This is a genomic window from Pseudoalteromonas sp. KS88 (assembly GCF_004766475.1).
Taxonomy (GTDB): domain Bacteria; phylum Pseudomonadota; class Gammaproteobacteria; order Enterobacterales; family Alteromonadaceae; genus Pseudoalteromonas.
Genome location: NZ_PYHV01000012.1, coordinates 1 through 22,362, shown reverse-complemented (window position 1 = coordinate 22,362; position 22,362 = coordinate 1). Strand labels below are relative to the sequence as shown.

20 protein-coding genes are annotated in these 22,362 nt (G+C 38.8%); 9 read left to right on the top strand and 11 right to left on the bottom strand.

Annotated elements, in window-relative coordinates; genetic code table 11:
- Nucleotides 1-5: 5 nt before the first annotated feature.
- The 5 genes from C7Y70_RS07545 to C7Y70_RS07530 all read right to left on the bottom strand — a co-directional run bounded on the left by C7Y70_RS07545 (nucleotide 6) and on the right by C7Y70_RS07530 (nucleotide 2,956).
- Nucleotides 6-770, bottom strand: a complete 765-nt coding sequence (locus C7Y70_RS07545; protein ID WP_135474101.1) for a YdcF family protein — start codon at nucleotides 768-770, stop codon at nucleotides 6-8.
- A gap of 52 nt (nucleotides 771-822) precedes the next feature.
- Nucleotides 823-1,710, bottom strand: coding sequence for a LysR substrate-binding domain-containing protein (locus tag C7Y70_RS07540; RefSeq protein ID WP_058558405.1), 888 nt, complete (start codon nucleotides 1,708-1,710; stop codon nucleotides 823-825).
- A gap of 516 nt (nucleotides 1,711-2,226) precedes the next feature.
- On the bottom strand, nucleotides 2,227-2,376 hold the full coding sequence (locus tag C7Y70_RS07535) for a DUF2897 family protein (RefSeq protein WP_135474099.1): 150 nt from the start codon (nucleotides 2,374-2,376) through the stop codon (nucleotides 2,227-2,229).
- A 54-nt stretch (nucleotides 2,377-2,430) separates the two neighbouring features.
- A complete protein-coding gene (locus C7Y70_RS20625) occupies nucleotides 2,431-2,589 on the bottom strand; it encodes an acyloxyacyl hydrolase (RefSeq protein WP_245321413.1) in 159 nt (52 codons plus the stop codon).
- Nucleotides 2,567-2,956: an acyloxyacyl hydrolase gene (locus C7Y70_RS07530; protein WP_245321411.1), complete on the bottom strand. Its 390-nt coding sequence runs from the start codon at nucleotides 2,954-2,956 to the stop codon at nucleotides 2,567-2,569. The genes C7Y70_RS20625 and C7Y70_RS07530 overlap by 23 nt, the downstream gene beginning before the upstream one ends.
- 234 nt (nucleotides 2,957-3,190) lie before the next feature.
- Between C7Y70_RS07530 and C7Y70_RS07525 the strand changes: the two genes are divergently transcribed.
- Nucleotides 3,191-3,787, top strand: coding sequence for an ABC transporter substrate-binding protein (locus C7Y70_RS07525; RefSeq protein ID WP_099295899.1), 597 nt, complete (start codon nucleotides 3,191-3,193; stop codon nucleotides 3,785-3,787).
- 511 nt (nucleotides 3,788-4,298) lie between these two features.
- Nucleotides 4,299-5,636 (top strand): ankyrin repeat domain-containing protein, encoded by a 1,338-nt coding sequence (locus tag C7Y70_RS07520; RefSeq protein ID WP_135474097.1) that lies wholly within the window; start codon nucleotides 4,299-4,301, stop codon nucleotides 5,634-5,636.
- 56 nt (nucleotides 5,637-5,692) lie between these two features.
- Here C7Y70_RS07520 and C7Y70_RS07515 read toward each other — a convergent pair whose 3' ends face one another.
- Genes C7Y70_RS07515 through C7Y70_RS07495 form a run of 5 tightly spaced genes read right to left on the bottom strand, consistent with a single transcriptional unit; the run spans nucleotide 5,693 to nucleotide 9,228 of the window.
- A complete protein-coding gene (locus C7Y70_RS07515; RefSeq protein WP_135474095.1) occupies nucleotides 5,693-6,148 on the bottom strand; it encodes a DUF2069 domain-containing protein in 456 nt (151 codons plus the stop codon).
- Nucleotides 6,145-6,699, bottom strand: a complete 555-nt coding sequence (gene wrbA, locus C7Y70_RS07510) for an NAD(P)H:quinone oxidoreductase (RefSeq protein ID WP_099295896.1) — start codon at nucleotides 6,697-6,699, stop codon at nucleotides 6,145-6,147. Before wrbA ends, C7Y70_RS07515 begins: the two co-directional genes overlap by 4 nt.
- Nucleotides 6,699-7,046 (bottom strand): arsenate reductase (glutaredoxin), encoded by a 348-nt coding sequence (gene arsC / locus C7Y70_RS07505; protein ID WP_099295895.1) that lies wholly within the window; start codon nucleotides 7,044-7,046, stop codon nucleotides 6,699-6,701. Before arsC ends, wrbA begins: the two co-directional genes overlap by 1 nt.
- 54 nt (nucleotides 7,047-7,100) lie before the next feature.
- Complete coding sequence (locus tag C7Y70_RS07500) at nucleotides 7,101-8,561, bottom strand: M48 family metalloprotease (RefSeq protein WP_135474093.1); 1,461 nt, start codon at nucleotides 8,559-8,561, stop codon at nucleotides 7,101-7,103.
- Nucleotide 8,562: 1 nt separating this feature from the next.
- Nucleotides 8,563-9,228 carry a hypothetical protein gene (locus C7Y70_RS07495; RefSeq protein ID WP_099295893.1) on the bottom strand — a complete coding sequence of 222 codons (666 nt, stop codon included), beginning with the start codon at nucleotides 9,226-9,228 and terminating at the stop codon, nucleotides 8,563-8,565.
- Nucleotides 9,229-9,371: 143 nt separating this feature from the next.
- Between C7Y70_RS07495 and C7Y70_RS07490 the strand changes: the two genes are divergently transcribed.
- The 3 genes from C7Y70_RS07490 to C7Y70_RS07480 all read left to right on the top strand — a co-directional run bounded on the left by C7Y70_RS07490 (nucleotide 9,372) and on the right by C7Y70_RS07480 (nucleotide 13,039).
- Nucleotides 9,372-9,590: a hypothetical protein gene (locus tag C7Y70_RS07490; protein WP_135474091.1), complete on the top strand. Its 219-nt coding sequence runs from the start codon at nucleotides 9,372-9,374 to the stop codon at nucleotides 9,588-9,590.
- The gene (locus tag C7Y70_RS07485; protein ID WP_099295891.1) at nucleotides 9,583-10,659 is read left to right on the top strand and encodes an AI-2E family transporter; all 1,077 of its coding nucleotides are present in this window, start codon (nucleotides 9,583-9,585) and stop codon (nucleotides 10,657-10,659) included. Before C7Y70_RS07490 ends, C7Y70_RS07485 begins: the two co-directional genes overlap by 8 nt.
- A 124-nt stretch (nucleotides 10,660-10,783) precedes the next feature.
- Nucleotides 10,784-13,039 carry an aminotransferase class V-fold PLP-dependent enzyme gene (locus C7Y70_RS07480; RefSeq protein ID WP_135474089.1) on the top strand — a complete coding sequence of 752 codons (2,256 nt, stop codon included), beginning with the start codon at nucleotides 10,784-10,786 and terminating at the stop codon, nucleotides 13,037-13,039.
- 56 nt (nucleotides 13,040-13,095) lie between these two features.
- Here the strand turns inward: C7Y70_RS07480 and C7Y70_RS07475 are convergent, their stop codons facing one another.
- Entirely contained in the window at nucleotides 13,096-14,124 is a 1,029-nt protein-coding gene (locus C7Y70_RS07475; protein WP_099295889.1) for a LacI family DNA-binding transcriptional regulator, read from the bottom strand.
- 352 nt (nucleotides 14,125-14,476) lie between these two features.
- On the opposite strand from C7Y70_RS07475, the gene pgi reads away from it, so the two are divergent.
- From pgi to C7Y70_RS07455, 4 genes are all read left to right on the top strand, one after another.
- The gene (pgi, locus tag C7Y70_RS07470) at nucleotides 14,477-16,120 is read left to right on the top strand and encodes a glucose-6-phosphate isomerase (RefSeq protein ID WP_135474087.1); all 1,644 of its coding nucleotides are present in this window, start codon (nucleotides 14,477-14,479) and stop codon (nucleotides 16,118-16,120) included.
- Between the two features lie 258 nt (nucleotides 16,121-16,378).
- Entirely contained in the window at nucleotides 16,379-17,851 is a 1,473-nt protein-coding gene (zwf, locus tag C7Y70_RS07465) for a glucose-6-phosphate dehydrogenase (RefSeq protein WP_135474085.1), read from the top strand.
- Between the two features lie 2 nt (nucleotides 17,852-17,853).
- Nucleotides 17,854-18,564 carry a 6-phosphogluconolactonase gene (gene pgl, locus C7Y70_RS07460; RefSeq protein ID WP_135474083.1) on the top strand — a complete coding sequence of 237 codons (711 nt, stop codon included), beginning with the start codon at nucleotides 17,854-17,856 and terminating at the stop codon, nucleotides 18,562-18,564.
- A 1,113-nt stretch (nucleotides 18,565-19,677) separates the two neighbouring features.
- The gene (locus C7Y70_RS07455) at nucleotides 19,678-22,326 is read left to right on the top strand and encodes a TonB-dependent receptor (RefSeq protein ID WP_135474081.1); all 2,649 of its coding nucleotides are present in this window, start codon (nucleotides 19,678-19,680) and stop codon (nucleotides 22,324-22,326) included.
- Nucleotides 22,327-22,362 lie beyond the last annotated feature (36 nt).

Genomic DNA, 22,362 nt, shown 5'->3' with positions numbered 1-22,362 from the left:
CTTAGCTAAAGTGCTTCAGGGTCTATCCACCGACGTAGCTTAATCCAAGTCCGACCTATTATTTCATGCCAAGTAGAAGTTACCGCTTTTAATACTTCAACATTTGGGATGAATAATTTTCGCTTTGGCCAAGCAGAAAAGTCATAAAAATCTGTTGCTGCTGGTATAACGTCTATACCTTGTGCATAAAAAAGGTCTTTTGCACGGTTCATATGACTTGCTGACGTAACTAGGGCCACTTTATAGTCAACCAATGCTGATGCTAGGAATTTAGCTTCATCAGCAGTATCCATGGCGGCCGGGTTTTGTTGTATACGTTTTGGATTAACACCTAAACTAATTGCAGTTTGTGCCATTAAGGCGCTATTTGTGACATTCCCAACACCACCGCCAGACACAATGAGGCGCGCATTAGGGTAATAATGTGCCAGCCGAAGCCCTTCGACTAATCGACTCTTTGCACAGTTACCTAATTGGCTATTAGCTGTAAGCTTTGGATTTGGGTTTACATCACATCCAAGTACAACAATTTTGTCGAGTTGTTGGTGTTTTTTTACGTTAAAGACGTAGTCTAGTTGTGAGCCGGGATCAATCAATTTTTGTGCGATAAAAGGAGTGCTTATTAATAGAAGCGCCGCTACAAAAATAATCCCTACGATAGATGCCAACTTATGGTTTCGCAATGTAAATATAAAGCAAAGTAAGCAAAGCAAACCGAGTAATGGGAGGGGCATCATTATAGAGCCAATGATTTTTTTAAGTTCAAACATCACAGTAACATCATCAAAATAAGAGTCTCTATGCTACTGTGATTAAATGATTTTATCGACCATTATTTAGTTTGCAGGTATTTAAAAAATGTCGATAAACTGGGTTATCTTTCATATTTTTCTTCATTGCTAAGTACATTGGACGTGTTAAACCCAATGCACCAAGCGGAATAGATTTAATTAATCCTTGGCTTTCATAAGGTGTAACAAGCCAATCCGGTAAAGCTGCCACCCCCATTCCTGCACTAACTAATTGAAAGATAAGTAATCCTTGATCTACATTTTTTAGTGTGCCATCAAAACGTGCATTTTGGATAAAATGTTTGAAAATATCTTGGCGTTCTCGAGGGATAGGATACGAAATAATCGTTTCATTTTTAAGATCAAGCGCTGTCACATATGCTTTTTTTGCCAGCTCATGATCTGGAGCTACAATTAATTTTAACTTAAAATCAAATAGGTGCGCGTATTCTAGTTTATCAGGCTCGCGAATATCTGAAGTAAGCACTAAATCTAACTCTTCATTGAGTAGGTCAGGTATCGCGTCGTAACTAAAACCACGCTCATAATCAACTTTTATATCCGGCCAAAAGTTATTGAACTCTTTTATCGTCGGTAATAACCAATGAAAACATGCATGGCATTCAACACTCAGGCGCAATTGCGAAATAGGCTGATTGAGACTCTCTTTTAAACGGCATTTTGTTGCTTCAACACGCGGTAGCACTTCATTTGCAAGTTCTAATAGCAGCATTCCTTGTGGTGTAAAGCGCACGGGTTGTGTTTTTCTTTCAAACAATTGGCAATCGAGTTTGTTTTCAAGATCTTTGATTTGATGCGATAAAGCAGATTGAGTTAAAAAGAGTTCACGGGCCGTATTTACCAAAGAGCCAGTCTCTTTCAAAGTTGCAATGGTCTTTAGGTGTTTTACATCAATCATCTTTAAAAATTCTCATGCTAAAAGTGTGGTTTACACAGATGTTAGACATATTACGCCTTTAATTGAGATGCTTCAACGTCTAGATGGCTAAAATTAGATAGAAGTTCAATCTATATCTGTACTAATGACTATAGCACTAAAATTGACAGCGCTGTCAAGTTTATTATTAATACAGTGCTTTTCGTAATGATGAATTTACCTCAAGTTTGATCTGAGAGTAATCGGGGAGGGTTGTCAGAGCCGTACTTGGGTTTACAATAATAAATCATGAGATCTATCTTAAATAATAGCTATCTTTTTTATGTGTAGGATACAAGCTGCTGTTTTAATTAATACTCTTATTTTAAAAGTATAAGTGTAATAAAAGCTACTTGGTCATGCACAAGCAGATAGCGTGGTTAAATTAAGCGAACGCCGTTGAGACATGCGCTGCTTTCAGGTAAATCAATTTTATTCAGTTCCCAACAATAAATTGCAATGTGAGAAAAGTATTGCGCAGGGCAAAGTGAGGGGGAGTTAAAAGTCATTATTAGTCTTTTTATGCTCGTTGCCAGTCTCTTTTTTGGGCACTTTAAAGCCTGTTTTAGCTGAGTGCTTTAGTAACAATAAATTGCCAATAATTACAGCTAACACCATTAATATAATAAGGATTTGCCAAAGTTCCATTGTATTAACTTATCTTATCTAACAATGATGTTAGTCTAACAAAAATTTTAAAAGTTAAAAGCGTTTAGCAAAAGATAGGGATATAAAATCAAGACTAGGGTTAGGACGTTTAAAACCTGCATTAGAGTAATGTAAATAACGCAAGCCGATACTGAAATCACTGGCTTTAGCAACTACACCTAGCCTGTCTTCAAACTGATAGTGCGTACTCATATTTTTTACCTGCAAATGAAGTGTCATTAATTAATGAAAAACCAATTCCAGCTTCTATAAATAGCGGTACATTTTTAATATACCCGACAGGGTATTGAAGCACTGGTGATAGCGCAAACACAAAGTTTGTCTGATGGCGTTTTTTTGAACCGTATTGCCAAATATTTATGCTCGACTCAAGGTAGATATGCGTGTTTGCTAAAGGAGACTCTGCTGATGGAAGATGAAACTGGTATGCCACTTTCAAACCCTTTACGTCTCCTTCTCCTTGAATATAGTCAACAGCGTATCCAAGAGCAGATGATGCGTAACTGGTTGGACTAAACATAATAGATAAAATAAAAAGTTGAACTAGTCGGTAAAACATGAACAGTATCTCTTTTTGTAAAGGTATTTACAAAGTAGGGGCATGGCTTGGTTGAATTCAACCTGCACAAGGCACGCATATTTTGCGGCTTATTAAAGAACTGTTATAACTAGTTGATTATGAATAATTAATTTCATTGGTGCTAAAACGCCATTAATAATGTGCTATTTTGTTTCTTTTTTAAGGCATGTAAAGCGAGTAAATTACACTCAGTTAATCTTGAGGGTACTTACAATGATTTCATTTGGTCGTTATTTTTTATTAATACTAATCTTATTTAGTGGTTCGCTTTTAGCTAAATCAACGCATTCTCCTGTTCAGTTATTGACTGAGGTAGGTGATCAATTATTTAGTGAAATAAGTAAAGTCAATAACCAAGGCACAGCAAGCCAAGCTGAGATGAAAGCAGTTGTAAATAAGCACTTAATGCCGCACATGGATGTAAAGTTTGTTTCTTATAAATTGTTAGGCAAGCACATAAAAAATATTGATCGCACTCAAGCGGTAGCGTTCATAGATTCTGTTGAACATTATTTGAGCGCCACATATGCAGGTGCCTTGATGAAGTATACAGGGCAAGAAATTAAATTCGAAGATGACAGTAAATCAACATATGGCGACTTTGCTACCGTAAAAACGCAAATAATTGACCCAAACGCGCCAACAATTGACCTTCATTTTAAATTACGCCATGCCAAAGATGGTAGCTGGAAGGTCTATGACATAGTTGCAGAGGGAATATCATTGTTAAGTGCTAAGCAAAAAGAAGTTATTCAGCGTATTTCTGAAGTGGGACTTGCACAAGTAACAACAGAGTTAAGTGATAAGTAAATACAACCAGCCTCCAACCTAAAACGACAAGCGATGAAAGTGGCTTGTCGTTATTATACCCAAGCCACCTCAAGGTGCAGAATTCAGCGTTTCACAGGGCTTAATATCAAGGCGTTGCTTTGCAACAATGGCAGTCCCCTTTAAGAAGGAACAACGATGAGAGTAAGTGCCTGTGAAACGCCCAAAGGGTTGGTTTAAAAACGATTTATACTGCGTTTTTGATTTTAACAATAGAACCACTATTACTTGCAATCAATGCCTTGCCTAAATCGTTTTTAATTCCAACTGAAACTAGCACCTTGAGGTGGTTTGGGTATATTCTTTTAAATTCACACTCTTTAGTCTAGCGCGGTGATCAAGGTATGATAGAATAAGCCTTCGTATTTAAGCTGACTTTTAATAAATGCTTAAGTATAAAATTGATATTAAGCGCAGTGTCAGTTTTCGCTTGTTATAACTATGCACTCACTTTTTTACCCTGCATTTTAAACACTGGAGTTGTGTTGATTTAATGGAAAATGTACTCATTTGGCCTAAAGAATACCCGTTGTTAGTCAAAGGACTTATTGAGCAAAACGGGGCATTTATTCTGGACGCTCTAGAAGCGTGGCCTTCATGTCGCTCAACAGAAGAAAATGATGGCGTTTGCACCACAGTATTACCTCCTATTTATTACCTTACTTGGTTTTCACCACTTGAACCGTTTGAAGAGTGCTTTTTTCAACATATTAGCGAGTACGATGAGCAGGCCCAGGTTTACATCACAGCAGCAAAGAACCATTACCTAGAAAATGAATACACGGCTGAGAGTCTTGTTTTGCTTATGTGTCAACGCTTAGAGCAATATGCCAGTGTTGCAGTACAAGCACAGGTTGATACGCCTCTGACTTTACTGAGTCATTTATTTTCAAAGCGTTATTTTACAGTTATTGAGCATGTGCTCAATGCGGGTAGCAAAGTTAGTGCAGAGGATGCGTTAGCAATTTGGAAAGAAGTCGACTTTAGAGAACGTTTTAGTCAATTCATTCCAGCTTCAGTAAGTGATAGTGAGTTATTAAGTGAGTTATCGGCCGAAAAAGTGGCCAGCGGTAAGGATTACTTTACCTTATTAACCCAAGTATCGCCTGATGTTGATTCTGCTTACTTACTCGAGCAAGCATTACTGGCTCATTTGAGCTCTAGCAGCGCTAAACAAACAATGGCGATGCGCTTTATCGAGCAAGGGGCAACGGGAACTTTGAGCGATCAAAGTCAGAAAACGGCATTTATGTGGGCTGTTGAGAAAGGGTATGTAAATTTAGTTCAACTGTTAATCGATAAACAAGATAAAAAACTGAGTGATGAATTAGGTAACACCGCATTGCACTATGCAGTTTTAGCAAAGAATGAACCGTTAATGGTGCTTTTACTAAAATCGGGTTTTGATTTTCGTGTACGTAACAAAGATGGATTAAGTTGCTACCGTTTAGCCGTAAGCATTAAAGCTACCTCGCTGGTTAAATGCCTAGAGCGAGATTTTGGTATTAAAGAACTTTCGCCTGAAGGGCAGTTTGATCGCATTAAAAAAGTACATGGTTTGCATGCGCTCGTGACAATTCTTTTGCCATTGCAATTATTTTTCTTTTTTGATGAATCTCTTGCTATTAAAAGTGAACTTACACTGGGTTTAACCATGTTATCTGTTGTGTGCTTTTTCTTTGCGCTGAGCCTTAAGCGCTGTGCATTGTACCCTGCAGTGAAGCACCCTTGGGGGTTATTTATATTACGGTTTTTCTCATTTATAAGCTTGATAGCACAATTAGGTTTGGCAAGTATTGTCGCCTTAACAACCCTTAGTGACTTAGTTTAACTAACTCATCAAAAAACCCGCTGAATAGCGGGTTTTTATTTAACTCATAAAACACTTTAGCGATTTTGCTCGTGAGATGCTTTCTCGTCAGCTAAATCATCTTTGAGTTTACGTATTTTAAGTCCCAATTCCTGTCCACGATAGCGGGCGTAATAGGTACAGCCGACAAACATGGCACTTGCGAATAATAGCTCTAGCAGCACCCATATCATTTGTTCTTGAGCAACCCATATTAAAGTAAAACCATGGATAAAATAGAACATGACAATAAAGTTGGCCCACGCATAGGTATAAGGCTTATCTTGTAATATACCTTTTAATGGCAATAACAATGGCACTATGTACACAACAAAAATAAACCCATTGCTGTGGCCTTCTCGCGGTGCGATTAGGTAAAGCCAGATAGGCATAAGTATCAAAAGTCCAAAGTAGCCAAATAAAGCGATCCGCTGAAAGCGCAGTGTTATCGCTTTCTTTTCTGGGCTGACAGGGTGTTCGGTTTCTGTTGTCATTTTAGTTTACTCGTAATTTTAACTAATCTATGGCCAACACTTTGGCATATTTTGATTTCGTCTTTACTTAATTGGTTACTATTACTAGCTCCAGCAACATGGGAGGCTCCATAAGGAGTCCCCCCCGATTGTGTTGCTAAAAGCTCAGGCACCTCATATGGAACACCTAAAAGCATCATACCGTGATGCAGCAATGGCAGTGATAAATTTAACAAAGTCGCTTCATTGCCCCCATGCATACTACTGGATGATGAAAACACACACGCTGGCTTATCTATTAATTGACCCTTTAGCCATATATCGCTGGTGGTTTCCCAGAACGCTTTTGCTTGAGAAGCCATCATGCCAAAACGAGTTGGAGTGCCAAAAGCTAAACCGTCGCACTGAATCAGTTCATCTTTATCAATGACAATATCTTCAGGGTTTTTAGCTACAAATGTTCTTAATAGGGCTTCACCACCTTGTGATTCTATAGCATCAGCAATTTCATGAGCCATGGCTGCAACAGAGCCATGGCTGGAGTGATAAAGTACAACGATGTTTGGCTGCATTACAGTACACTTAATACGTTTTCAGGTGGGCGACCGATCGCTGCTTTATTTCCATTAATAACTATGGGACGCTCAATAAGCTTAGGGTTTTCAGCCATTGCTTTTATTAATTCTTCTTCATTGGTCTGCGCTTTAAGTGCTAAGGTTTTGTAGAGATCTTCTTTAGTACGCATCATGTCGCGTGCAGAATCAAGCTCAAGTAACTTGACTAGTGTGGAAATTTGCTCAGTGTTGAGTGGGTTTTTTAGATATTCAATTATTTCGGGTTCAATAGAATTTTTTTCTAGCAAAGCAAGGGTTTCACGAGATTTAGAGCAGCGTGGGTTATGATAAATAGTAACAGCCATAGTAAAAATCCAAAAATTTAAAGTGGTGGTATTTTAAGGTAAGAGGCGCGAGACTTAAAGTCTCGCGAGTTCTTTTTGCATTTGCCTATATTGCGTTAACAAAGCCTTAAGACGTTGTTGTTTTATTACTTCTTGAGGTTCAACAAAGTTTAGTGCCTTTTGTACTTCATCTGCCGCTTTTAGGTAAGCACCATATTGTGCAAGCACGTCAGCGTTTGCTTCATGGTAGGCAGCAAGGTTTTCTTGCTTTTTATAAACGTCGGTAATTAATTGCTTTGCTAAATTATGCTCTGGTTTTTCAAGTAAAAATGATTTTAGCAAACGCTCAGCTAAAGCATATTGCTTAGCCTCCAGTGCTGCATTAGCATAATTTAAGGTAATAACTTGATTATTAGGTCGGTTGTCATGCAGGCTTTCTAAAAAGTTAACGGCATCTTTAGCTTTCCCCTGGCCTATTAATAAGTCAGTGTGGGTATCTATATAAAATAAGTTTTTAGGATCAGCAGCCATTAGTTCATCAAGTATGGTGGCCGCTTCTGCATACTTTTTTTGGTCTAACAAACTAATACCTAAGCCGTATTTAAGTGCGGTGCTATTATAGAAGGTATTTTCTTTAATCAGTTTTCTAAATAGGTTTTCTGCATCAACAGGTTTATGGTGATAGCGCGCTATAACACGGCTTTTAGCGAGGTTAAATTCGAGGCTCTGTGGGTATTGGCGCTTTTCGAATTGTTGCGCACGCAGGCGCACATCAGATACTCTTGACTCTGGTAATGGGTGAGTAAGTAAAAATGCCGGTGGTTTATATTTATAACGAATTTGTGCTGCAAGCTTTGTTAAAAACTCACTTGAGGCATAAGGGTCAAACCCCGCGTTATTGAGGGTTTGCATACCAATTCTGTCCGCTTCTTGTTCCGCCGAGCGGCTATGGGTTAATTGACTAAATGCAGCTTGAGTTTGACTGGCCGAAAGGATAGCAATACCAGCATCAGGTGCGACAATCGTTGCTAAAATACCCGCAACCATGCCAGCAATAGTCATGGCACTGTTATCTTGTTGCTGCTGAATACGACGTGCTAAGTGGCGCTGCGTGACGTGAGCAATTTCATGGCCTAATACTGATGCAAATTGGCTTTCGTTATCCGATTGTGCCATCAGGCCGGTATGCACACCGACATGACCACCATAAAAAGCAAATGCATTTATTTCTGGGTTGTTAATCCAAAAAAATGAAAACGGGAATCTGACATCGCTTGCATTTGCTACTAACTTCCTTCCTAAGGTCGATAAATATTCATCAAGCACCGGATCACTAACAACAGGTGATGAGCCACGAATTTGCATCATCATAACTTCACCAATTGCTTGTTCTTTTTCAAGTGGTAAAGCTTGTAATGCTGAGGTGCCTAAATCAGGGAGTTTAAAGTTAGTTTGTGCCTTTAATGGCCCACTGCTCAAAACGCTTGAGGTGATAAGCGCGAGAGCCAAAGTGATAAAGGCTGATTTTATTCGCATTTTATTCCTTGCTGGTTGTATCGCCGAGCATAATTCTTGCTATGTCAATTTCGTCACTGCAAGCACGGCTGTCTTTTTCACATAATTGGTAAAAATCTTTTATTGTGACTCCATCAAGCTTTACAACGTTCAATTCTCTTTGTAAAAAATTGACAATTTTATGCACGGTCTTGTGTGCATGAAGAATTAAGGCTTTGTCGGCAGTGTCTCCGCGCTCAAAATAAAAGCCAATGAATTTATGTAGCTGGTTTATGCGAATTAAGTTACGCATGGTAACAGGGTCCCATACTTTAAATTCCATGAAACGATTATCTTTAATATATTGGTCAATCGTAACATCTTTGGCATAAGGTAGCGCCCATAACTCAAAACCTCTGTCTGTGAAGATTTGGTGCAGTGCAATGCGGGGTTTATTTTCGCAGTGAATTTCCCCCAATGAATCTTCATGGCCGCCGAGTAAATCGAGGTTCCAGTTACGCTTATCGATTAAACGTTTAACGGCATTATCAAAACCATGTTCTAATATGCCCTCAGACTCACTCACGGAAGAGGCTACTAAATGATAAAAAGGCGGCAGCTCTCCCCAATTTATTTGTTTTTTATACCAATTGATATCTTTTAATGTTGGATTACTTGGTAGTAGCGCTTTATTATTCGTGCCTGGCATGGGGCTTTCCTTACTACAATATATTTATTAAGGATAAACCATTGTGCAGAGGGTTTTAAGAAAAAGTTGCAGTTGATTTAAAATACAATGAAGTAAGTGAGAGATAATCGCATTCTGAGCTTATTTTTGTCCAGTGAGAAGTTATGTTAGAACAAGATTTGCGCGTATATAAATGCCCACAACAGTTTATTCGTTTCAAGTTGGGTTTAAAACAGGCAAACTTTAATCAACAGCCGATTAAGTTTACGTTAACGCTTGAGCAATCAACATCGGATATTGAACGTTTTTTGCAAAAGCATAATTATCATTACCAATTACAAAAACAGCTCGGGCTGTTAATGGTGGAGCCACATCGTGTTTGAATATGTAAAAGCATGGTACGAAAGAAAATTTTCAGACCCTCACTCGGTTACTTTGTTATTTTTATTAGTCGCATTAATGGCGCTATTTTACTTCTTTGGTTCATTGATTGTTCCTGTTTTGGTTGCTTTAGTCATTGCTTATCTACTTGATTGGCCGGTTGCACATTTAGAGCGGCTTGGATTAAGGCGATTCACGGCAACTATTTTTGTTATGTTAGCCTTTACAGGGTTAATGCTTACTTTAATTGTGGGAATGGGCCCAGTGCTTTGGCAGCAAGCCAGTAACTTGCTTCAAGAATCACCTCATATGATTGAAAAGGGGAAGTACTTTTTATTACATTTACCGGATCAATACCCTAGTTTGATAACGGCTGAGCAAGTGCAGTCGGTGGTAATGAGTGTAGAAAGTAAAGTCATTGAGTTTGGTCAAATTGCTTTATCTGCATCTTTGACGTCGCTTAAAGATGTCGCAGCGTGGTTGATCTACTTGATCCTTGTGCCTTTATTAGTTTTTTTTATGCTAAAAGATAAGCTTGAACTAACGCAAAGTGTTGCGAAGTTAGTGCCTAAGCAACGGCGTTTAATTTTACAAGTTTGGCATGAAATGAATCAGCAAATCATGAACTATATTCGCGGTAAAGTGTTTGAGATTTTGATAGTGGGTTCAGTATCCTTTATTGCTTTTACTATTTTAGACTTACGTTACGCTGCATTATTAGGGGTATTAGTTGGCTTTTCTGTGCTAATTCCATTTGTTGGTGCTGCGTTGGTGACTATTCCAGTTGCTGCTGTTGCACTGTTTCAGTTTGGTGTAGAAACGCAATTTTGGACGATACTGATCGTTTACGGCATTATTCAAGCGCTTGATGGGAATGTTTTGGTGCCTTTATTGTTTTCAGAAGCGGTAGATTTAAACCCCGTTTTCATCATTGTTGCTGTGTTGTTTTTTGGTGGGCTTTGGGGGTTTTGGGGGGTGTTTTTCGCCATTCCGCTAGCTTCTTTGGTCAAAGCACTTATTAATGCGTGGTCAACTAAGCAAGAAGAGCAGCTAGCCGAGCCGCAGGGGTGAGCAGCCTTTAGTCTTAAATAGAATAGATAACGCACCATAGAGATGAATTGATTATTACACCGACCATAAAATTTATGTAGAATGTGTTATAAGATATATCTTTTAGTAATATGGTGCGTTTTTAATGTCCGAACATGTCCCTTGTGCAGATCTAACCGCACAAATTTATCTCGATGCAAATGCAACTACTCCCGTTTTACCCTGTATTGCTGATGTTGTTTTGCACACCATGCAAACTTGTTTTGGTAATCCGTCTTCTTCACACATAACCGGTATTCAGGCAAAACACTTATTAGAACAAACACGGGCACAAGCGCGAACAGTGATCGGGGCGCAATGCGGTGATATATTATTTACATCTGGAGCCACAGAAGGTATCCAAACAGCTGTAGTGTCAACACTAATTGCGGCTAAAGACCACTCAATTAAAAAGCCGGTATTGCTATACGGTGCAACCGAGCACAAAGCAGTACCCAACACATTAATACATTGGAACAAAGTTCTGGGTATTCATGCAGATGTGTTGGCAATCCCAGTGTTAAATGACGGAACCCTTGATTTAGGCTTTATTTCACAGCATAGCGAAAACGCCTTAATGATTTGTACTATGGCCGTTAATAATGAAACCGGTGTTTATCAAGATTTAGCTGCTATTGAAAAGGCTATTCGAGCGAATAATAATGATGTAGTTTGGATGGTTGACTGCGTACAAGCGCTTGGAAAGACACACCTTGCTTTGAGCCAAACAACGATTGATTATGCGCCATTTTCAGGTCATAAACTGTATGCACCAAAAGGGATTGGCATGCTTTATATTCGTCAAGGACGTGAATACACTCCATTTATTGCAGGAGGTGGGCAAGAAAGTGGTATGCGCTCAGGGACAGAAAACTTACCCGGAATAGCGGGATTAAATAAACTGTTTAGTTTGTTGCTGGATGAAACGGATACGACGTTCAAACCTATAAGCGTACTGAACGAGTACCGCGATAAATTATATGCTGCCTTGACACATACATTTGGCAAAATCACGTTTAATCATCGGTTTGACAACAGTGTGCCGACAACGCTGAACTTTTCTGTGGATGAGTTAAGTAGCAAAGAGGTGATGGATTTATTCGATGCGGCAGGTATACGTATAAGTGGAGGCTCAGCGTGTAGTTCTGGCGCAAATAGAAGCTTTGTACTTGATGCTATGGGGGCATCAGATTGGCAAAGTGAAAATGCTTTACGTTTATCATTTGGCCCTGCTATGTCAGCTTTAGAAGTTGATTTGGCATGTGAGCGAATTCGCGCATTAAAGCCTATTTTACAAGCCAACTGTTTAGTTGTATCTGATGCATTGTCGCCTCAACAAGAAACATGTGCTTTAGGGTTAACTCAATATAGGCATCAAGGTGCCTGTAGTTGGCTTTATGTAAGTGAAAATAAAGAGGCCATTCTTATCGATCCCATTGCTGAAATGCTTCCTCGACTTGAAAAAATAGTTAACACGCAATCATTAAAGATAATGGCTATTTTGGATACTCATGATCACCAAGACCGTATTTCTGCAAGACCACTTTATGATAGTGCTTTCTCCACTGCTTTAAGTGATATTAAAACGGATGAATTAGGCTGGCCTGAACACGAAGATATACTTGATTTGATGCATATTAATCTGGAGCGCATAAAAACCCCTGGCCATAGTAAAGATAGTATGAGTTATCTAATAAGAAGCAAAAAGTCAGGCCGAGTTTTATACTGCTTCTGTGGAGATTTACTTCTGCCTGCGGGGCTTGGAAATACCTTATTAGCAGGGGGAGATGCAGATGAAATGGTCGACTCGTTGCGTCAGCTAAATCAAATCGTGCAAAATGACACGATGATTTGCTCCGGCCACGATTACCAACAGTGTTTTGCTATTAATTGGCATGCACAAATTCAACAAACCCCATTGCTAAGTGAATTATTGTCGGGTGCAATGTCGGATGCTGAATTTGTTAAAACTAAACAAGAGAATGACGCTTGCACAATTACTCAGTCGGCGAGCTTATGTGGATTTGCTGCAACGTTTGACGAACCTGCCTTAATGCAGGTTGATGTAACTGAGGCAAAATCGATGCTGATAGAAAGTAATACATGCTTGATAGACACCAGAGAACCATACGAACATGATGCATATGATTTAAATAAAGTATTTAATTTGAAGAAAGACCAGGTGATTAATATACCACTAAGTCGAATGGCATATGCTTTAGTTTCTGGGAAGTTAGAGAAGACACAGCGTTACATTTTATTATGCCGCAGTGGTAATCGCTCCAAACAAGCAGCTAATAACCTAGTACATATTGGTTTTGAATGTGTTTACAATCTGAAAGGTGGGTTGGCATTACTTTAGCCGTCTTTGAGGTTACCCAATAAAAAGGCGCTAACATGAGCGCCTTCTTGCTTTGCTTACAATTTTGGTCCTGAACTATCTCTTACGACAATTGAAGGAGTAAATGAAGTGATAATATCTTTATCTTGATTTCTAGCCCCTCTTGTTTTGGTAAATAACAAACGTGCAGCATGTTGAGAGATTACATCGTTTTCTTGATGTGCAGTTGTCAGTTTAGGCCATGTTTGGCGTGAGAAAGGAGAATTTTCGAAACCAGTGATTGAGAGCTGTTCGGGTATTTTTATTCCCATTAAACGCGAGGCGAAAAGCGCACCCGCGGCCATTTCATCGTTACCGCCTAAAATAGCAGTGATAGCTAATTTATTGTCATCAGCTAGTAACGCTTGTGCACCTTCAACACCTGATTCGAATGAATATTTACCATCATAAATAAACGCATCGTTCGTTTGAGTATTATGATCTGCCAGCGCGGCTTTATAACCTTCTAATCGTTCACTTGTCGATTTATGTTCTTTATCACCGCAGATAAATCCAATGTTTTTGTGGCCATGCTTTAGCAGGTGGGTTGTTATCTCATAGGCGGCTTTAAAATCGTTAACATAAATACAGGTATCTTGGTCCTCTTCATTTGGGCGACCAGATAAAACACGAACATAATGGATGTTTAATTCATCTAATAAATTAGTAATGCTGCTTTGCTCGGATAGAGGAGGGGTTAACACTAAACCTGCAAGCCTAGAGCGCTTGATCATTGTTTTAAAATCATGCTCCATATTCGCTTCAGAATAACTGCATGGATGAATAACGAGTTCATAGCCTTCATCTTTGCAACGCGAGAGCACACCGTTTTGCATATCGATTACATAATAAGCATTGGGATTATCATAGACTAATCCAATAGTGAATGAAGACGTTCCAGCTAGATTACGAGCAGCAAGGTTCGGTTGATAATTTAGTTCGTTTACTGCTTCCATAACCACATCAAAGGTTTTTTTACGTACGGAAGGCTCTTTGTTTATCACTCGCGAAACCGTTTTCATTGAAACGCCAGCAAGCTTAGCTACATCATTTATGGTTACTTTCATACAGTTACTTATTAGGTTGTTATTATCGAGTTGTTTATACGTTTATCAAGCGTCGATATTTGTTATAAATCGAACCGATGAATTTTTAAAATCTTCATCAAGCCGACTAGTGTAGCTAATGTAAAGTAAAATTAGCAGTAAAATAATTGATAAAATTTTTATGATACCGGTGTCAAACGAGTAAAATTAAGCTATTATCCCGAATGTAAAATATAAAATTAGAACATTGACAGCGTTGTCATTTTAACTTATCGTTAACTTTGTTTGTAGGTTATTAGACTATCGCTTAACTATATTTCTATAAAGATAGTTATAAATCAGTTTGTTGCAAGTTTATTAGGGGATTTTAAAAATGAGTTGTCGTTCACAACTGGCTAGTTGGCAAGCACTGAACATTAGTGCTGATAAGATGAAAGAAGTTCACCTTAAAGATCTATTTGCCAATAATAGCAGTCGATTCGAGCTTTTCTCGACTCAAACCCCAGGCATATTATTTGATTACTCTAAGCAACTTATTGATGAAAAAGTACTAAACCAATTACTAAAGCTTGCCGACGATTGTGATGTTGCTGCTTGGCGCGATAAAATGTTTTCAGGTGAAAAAATTAATTTCACAGAAAACAGAGCTGTACTGCATACTGCTTTGCGCAATAGACATTCCAGCGACCTAGATGTTGATGGTGAAAATGTTAGTAATGTTGTGAACGCCGAACTTGAAAAGATTAAAGAGTTTGTAGCGAAAGTACGTTCAGGTGAATGGCTAGGCTATACAGGTAAACCTGTAAAGTCTGTAGTAAGTATTGGAGTAGGTGGTTCAAACCTAGGGCCACAAATGGCTACTGAAGCACTTAAAAGTTATGCAGACGATACGCTTAATGTTCACTATGTATCGAATGCTGACGGTGTTCAAATATCATCGGTGTTAAAACAAATTGATCCTGAAACAACATTGTTTGTTATTTCTTCTAAAACATTTACTACATCAGAAACAATGACGAATGCTAAAACCGCTGTTGATTGGTTTTTGAATTCAGCTCATGATGAAAAATCAATCGCCAAACATTTTGTGGCTGTGAGCACCAATTTAGAAAAAACGGCAGCTTTTGGTATTGCAAATGAAAACGTATTCACAATGTGGGATTGGGTAGGCGGTCGTTTTTCATTATGGAGTGCGATAGGATTACCTATAGCGCTTTACCTAGGGTTTGAAGCATTTGAAGATATACTTGCAGGTGCGTTTGAAGTAGATGAGCATTTTAAATCAGCGCCCAATGATAAAAATATCCCGCTATTGATGGCACTATTGAGCGTGTGGAATACGAGTTTTCTTGGTTATGATGCGCAAGCTATATTGCCATATGATCAAGCATTGCACATGTTACCGGCTTATTTACAGCAAGGTGAAATGGAAAGTAATGGTAAACACGTCAATTTTGCTGGTGAAACTGTTAATTATACGACGGTTCCTATTATTTGGGGAATGACGGGCATTAACGGCCAACATGCTTTTTACCAATGTTTGCATCAAGGTAATGTGATTGTGCCTGCCGATTTTATAGCCTCAGTTAAGCCGCAGGTAAGTGTTGGACAACACCACGATATATTACTATCCAACTTTTTTGCTCAAACAGAAGCAATGATGATGGGTGTTGATGAAAACCAAGTACGTGCAGATTTAACGGCTAAAGGTAAATCTGAGAGTGAAATTGAAACACTGTTAAATCATAAAATACACAAAGGTAACAGACCGACTACTTCTATTCTTTTGGATGTAGTTGATGCAAAAGCAGTCGGGCGTTTAATTGCACTGTACGAGCATAAAATATTTTGCCAAGGTATTATTTTAGAAATATGCTCTTTTGACCAATGGGGAGTTGAGTTAGGTAAAGGGTTAGCGTCTAAAATAGAAGCTGAATTACTTGATGAAACAGTTAAACATACCCACGATAGTTCAACTCAAGGCTTAATGAACTACTACAAAGCGCACCGCGCTTAACAAATTTAGCGATTGGCATTATTAAATGCTTATAGCAAACCAAATACCTTTGAACGGGTAGCGCTGGAGTTCTTAGGGCCTGTATATTTGTGAGAGGATATGCAGAGCCCCTAAGGCTCATTTAATCAGCCGTATAAATCGAATTCAACAGGCTTTTTCTCGATGCGAAAAGCTGACATCACTTTAAACAACAAACGTATGCCTGAACTGCAATAAAAGCAGTCGACAACTGGGCAATGCTAACGTAGAGAGTTAATTATGCTAAATCCTTTTGATATTGTTATTTTTGGGGGCGGTGGTGATCTTGCTTTACGCAAATTACTTCCAGCAATGTATCGCGCATATCAAGAAGGGAATCTACCAGAAGGTTCGCGTATATTGCCGACCGTTCGAGAAGAAAGTAAACGTGCAGAATACATCGAAACCGCGCATGAAGCGTTAAAACAGTTTCTTAGTAAAGGTGAGTTTAACAGCAAAGATTGGAAAGCATTTTCTGCTTTTTTAGTTCCGGTTGTTACCAATGTAACCGAAGCGGATAGCGACTGGGATACATTAAAAGATATTCTCGATCGAGATTCATCAGAAAAATCACGTGTTTTCTACTTGTCATTACCACCTGCTGTTTACGGTAGTTGCTGTGAAATATTATCTGTCAAAGGTCTGATCACCCCGACATCTCGTGTAGTGGTTGAAAAACCTATTGGTTACTGTGGCCAGTCAGCAGAAGAAATCAATGCAAAAATTGCTGAGTACTTTACAGAAGATCAAATATTCCGTATCGACCATTATTTAGGTAAAGAAACAGTTCAAAATTTAATGGCACTGCGTTTTTCAAACTCATTGTTTGAAAATATGTGGGATGCTAAATCGATTGATAACATTCAAATTAGTTTATCAGAAACGGTTGGTCTGGAGAGTCGTGCAGGGTTTTACGATAAAGCCGGTGCATTACGTGACATGGTACAAAACCATCTATTGCAACTACTTTGCCTTGTTGCAATGGAGTCGCCTAATAAGTTAAATGCCAATAGTATTCGCACTGAAAAATTAAAAGTGTTGGAATCTTTACGTCCATTGGTCGATGGCGATGTTGATGACAATATTATTCGTGGTCAATATGTACCAGGTGATTTAGACGGTAAAATTGTCCCAGGATACTTAGAAGAGTTGAACGAAGGCGCCAGCAAAACAGAGACATTTGTCGCTATTCGTGCGCACATTGATAACTGGCGCTGGGCGGGTGTTCCATTTTATTTACGTACCGGTAAGCGCATGGCCAAACGCTGTGCTGAGATTGTTGTTGAGTACAAAAAAGTATCGCACAATGTTTACGGTGATAATGTAGGTAAAATAGAGCCAAATCGCCTTGTGATCCGTTTGCAACCGGAAGAAACTATCCAGCTTACTTTGATGTCAAAACGTCTTGATAATCTTGAAATGCAATTAGAACCCGTCACTATGAATATTGAGTTATCAGAGGCTTATAGTAATGGCTTTCATTCTGACGCATACAAGCGTTTGATGCTTGATGCTGCTGCAAATAATCCGTCACTATTTATACATCGTGATGAAGTAAGGCAAGCATGGAAATGGATTGATCCAATCATTGAGCGCTGGCAAGAAAAAGGTAAACCTGCATTGTATCGTGCTGGTAGCTGGGGCCCGGAAGATGCGGATGATCTTCTTGCTGAAAAAAATCATGTATGGTTTAACACTGGCGAAAAGGGATAAGCATGGCACATATTACTGAGAAGTTTTTTGATTCTAAAGAAGCGCTTACTGCTGAACTATCAGCTAGTCTTGAGCAAAGCTTGGTTTCGGGTATCAAGAATGACGGACGTGCTGTATTAATGGTATCTGGTGGTTCATCGCCAGCACCTGCATATAAGCATCTATCAAACCTTGAACTTGACTGGGACAACATCGATGTGGCTATGGTTGATGAGCGCTGGGTAGATGTTGAGCACGAGAAAAGTAACGAAGCGTTTATCAAAGGCACGTTGTTACAAAACCATGGTGCGGCTGCAAACTTTATCACTATGAAAAACGCAGCAGAAACGGCAGAGCAGGGCAGTAAAGAGTGCGAAAAGGCTTATCAGCAATTAAAGCAAGCTTTTGATGTGACAATTTTAGGCATGGGGCCAGATGGTCATACTGCGTCATTGTTTCCACACGCACAAGGCCTTGAGCAGGGCTTAACAACTTCGCAATTGGTTTGTGCAATTAATGCGATTGAAAGTGATGTAACAGGAACTATTACTGAACGAATGACTTTAACCTTGTCTGCTATTGCGCAGTCTAAAGTTGTTAAGTTACTTATCAGCGGTGAAGAAAAGTTAGCTGTTTACAAAGCTGCAAAAGCAGGCGGAGACGTTGACGATATGCCACTTCGAGCAGTTCTTAATCACCCAACGATAAATATAGAAGTTTACTGGGCTCCTTAACACCATAGTCTCAAGTATTAGAAATGCAGACATTTAGTCTGCATTTTCATTTCTACACTTGTTTATTTAATTTTATCTTTAGTTAATACATCGACTAATTTTCATATTAAATATAAAAACCGCTTTCTTTAAAACGTCAGGCAATGTCTTTACTTTTTAGAACCTCTCCTCACTAGCATGTTGAATATTGATGCTGTCAGATTTGCATATACCCATATCATCTCAAGATCTGAGCGTTGTTGGGCGTTTAGCTGTTACTTAACCTGAACTCTGCTTAAGAGATGTACTAATATATTGTTATTAAATCAAAAATACATTTATAAGTCTCCAGCCGGCAACTTTTAGCGATAACAAGGCGAATCTTTGCGTCAATAGCTGGTCTACTGCAAGTAAATTCAACGTAGTTAGCGTTGAAAGTAGCCGCTGGAGATAGATTTATTATCCAGGTTTCAGGTTACTTACTCTCATCATTGTTACTTTTTAAAAGGGATTGCCACTGTTGCAAAGTAACGTCTTGATAGTAAACCCTTTTAAAATTCTGAGTTCTGTATTATGGGGTAGATGGACATATAGCTTTTGTTTAGACGTTAGCCTTTTAATTGAAGAGTTGTTATGAACATTAAATAAAGATAGACATGTGATGATGAGGCCTTTATAATTCAAAATGACAACGCTGTCATTGATATTGATAACTATTTACTTCCCCTTGGTTTGTTTGATTTGCCCAATAACAAATCATTATCTTTATAAACAGCTAATGTTGATTTTACAGAGATTTTGCTCATTAAAAAGCTTAAGTGGAGCGATAAGTTTACATAGTATTGCGATTGAACCGCCGTTTTTACCTTTATTAGGTATTTCTTTTTTCTCATTTGATATTAAATCATGGTATATTTGCGCCGTTAAAATGTAACAAACTATTCATTTACATTTTTAATTTCACCTTAAATCAATAGCTTGCTTTTTTTTGAGCTTTTTTCGTACAGAAATTAGCTAAAAAATGTAGCACAAATGTAATTTAGGGTGTATGGTTTGTTACTAGATGACAACGCTGTCATCATCACTGGGCAGAAGTGATAAATAAAACCAACAAAATGATTCAAGGGGAATCCTGTGTTAGCTAAAAATTTTAAAAAAAGCTTATTAGCAGTAAATATCGGTCTTGTAATGAGTGCCGGATTCACTGGTGCTGCATTCGCGGCTGAAGAAAATAAAGTTCAAGAAGATGTTGAAGTAATTGAAGTTCGTGGTATTCGCGCATCAGCTAAAGCGGATATTAACAACAAGCGTTTCGCAAATGCAGTTGTTGACTCAATCACTGCCGAAGACATCGGTAAGTTTCCAGATAAAAACGTTGCTGAGTCACTATCACGTATCACTGGTGTAGGTGTTAGCCGTGAATTTGGTGAAGGTGAAAAAATCACGGTTCGTGGTTCAGATCCTACTAAAAACCGTACTTTGCTAAATGGTCAAAATGTAGGTACAGCGGATTGGTTTATTCTTGATAATCCGTCACGTAGCTTTAACTTCACAATGTTACCTTCATCATTGGTAAGTAACCTTGAAGTTTATAAATCACCAGAAGCGCGTTTAGATGAAGGCTCAATCGGTGGTACCGTTATTCTTCACACTCGTAAGCCTCTAGATTTGGATTCTGGTACGACCAACATCACGCTACAAAGCCAATATTCAGAAGCATCAGAAAAACATGATCCATTAATCGAAGGTCTGTTTTCATGGAAAAATGAAGACGAAAAATTTGGTATCTTGGTTTCAGGCTCTAAGTCAGAGCGTACTGTTCGCCGTGAAGGTTTTGAAGTACTAGGTTGGGATGCACACAGTGACGGTACATATACACCGCGTACAATGGGTGTGCCGGTTTTCCGCCAAGACCGTGAGAGAACAACATTCTTCAGTGCAATCCAGTTTGCACCATCTGATGATTTTAGCGCAACACTTAACATTCTAGACTCAAATATGGATGTTAATAATACAAACTCTAACTTCCTTCTTATGAATCCGGCAAGTAGCTCTACACTTAGCTATGAAGGTGCAAATGCTGTTAAAGGTTCAGCCGGTACAGATGTACGCTGGAACCACATTAACCGTATTTCAAGTACTGATACAAACTCTATCCATTTAGATATTGATTTTGCTACTGATTCATTCACTATGAATGTTGAACTAGGTAGTACTGAAGCAGAAGGTGGCACGCTTAACGAAACTTCATGGGAATATGGCGGCCAAGGCAACTATAACTTTGATTTAACTGGAAGTACTCCAACTGTAAATGCAGGTATTGACGGTACTGACCCATCTAAATTCAACGGTGGTTGGATTTGGGGTGGTAATAAACCAACGACTGATGAAGAGTCTTACGCACAAGTTGATTTTGATATCCCAGTTGAAATGGGTGCATTTACAGCGATTAAAGTAGGTGTTAAATATCGCGACCAAAAGCGTACTCAAGATAGAGAAGCATACAGCTGGCATTGGGGTTATGCAAATGACGGTGAAAGTGCTAACTACATGAACCAGATTCTAGCGGCCGATTGCCCTACATTAGCACAGTGTGACCTATCAGTAGGCACAGATAGCGTTGGTGCTGATGTTGTTAATGGCGATATTACTCAGCAGTTAACTCACAACAGTGCGAAAATGCTTGAGCTAGGTTTAGGTCCTAACGCATCTTACGCAGCTCATAAAAACTTAGCTGAAATATTTGAAGTTGTTGAAAAGAAAACATCTTACTACATTCAAGGTGACTTTTCAGGTGATGACTATCGCGGTAACTTAGGTGTACGTGTTGCACAAACCGATCAAGACTCTTCTGGTTACTTGTATTCTCCAGATTCTTGGGGCCTACTAACAGTTGATAACCCAGGCTTAAACCCAGATTTAGTACCAAGCACATTAGAGTGGAAAACTGAATCACGCACTTACACTGAGATTTTACCAAACTTTAACTTGTCATATGACCTAGCGGAAGATCAAATTGTTCGTTTATCTGCTGCACGTACAATGGCTCGTCCAAACTTCTTTGACATCTCACCAATTACAGCACCTGGTGACTTAGGTGAAGACAACCCTACAGCTCAAGCAGGTAACCCTAACTTAGACCCGCAGTTAGCAAATCAGTTCGATGCTGCTTGGGAATTCTACTTTGATGATGCATCTTTGTTTGCAGTTACATTGTTCTATAAAGATATAGAAAGCTATGAAACATCTGGTACATATAGCCAAGATTTCTATGACCAAGAAACTGAAACTTGGGTATCAGCTACGGTTACGCGCCCTGATAATGGTCCTGGTGGAACAACTACTGGTCTTGAAGCATCATTACAGTATGACTTAGGTGATGGTTTTGGTTTATCTGCTAACTACACTTACACTGATGCAAACAATGATGCTGAGCGTGACGTAATGAAACCTGGCTCAGGTTTGGTGATGGGTGCTTCAGAGAATATGTTTAATGCATCAGCATTCTATGAAGAAGACTTGTTCTCAGTTCGTGCAATGTATAACTACCGTACTTCTTGGTATAAAGGTTTACATTCATCTGGTGCAGAGCTTTGGAATGATGACTACGGTCAGCTTGATTTTAGTGCCAACGTAAATATTACTGAAAATATTTCAGTTGTATTTGAAGGTATTAACTTAACTGATGAAAAAGTTGTTGAGTACAACACTAGTAAAGACCGTGTATTGTCAATATACCAAAATGGTCGTCGATTTGTACTAGGTGCAAACTTCAAATTCTAATATATATTGTTAGATAAAAATGCCGCTTTTTAGCGG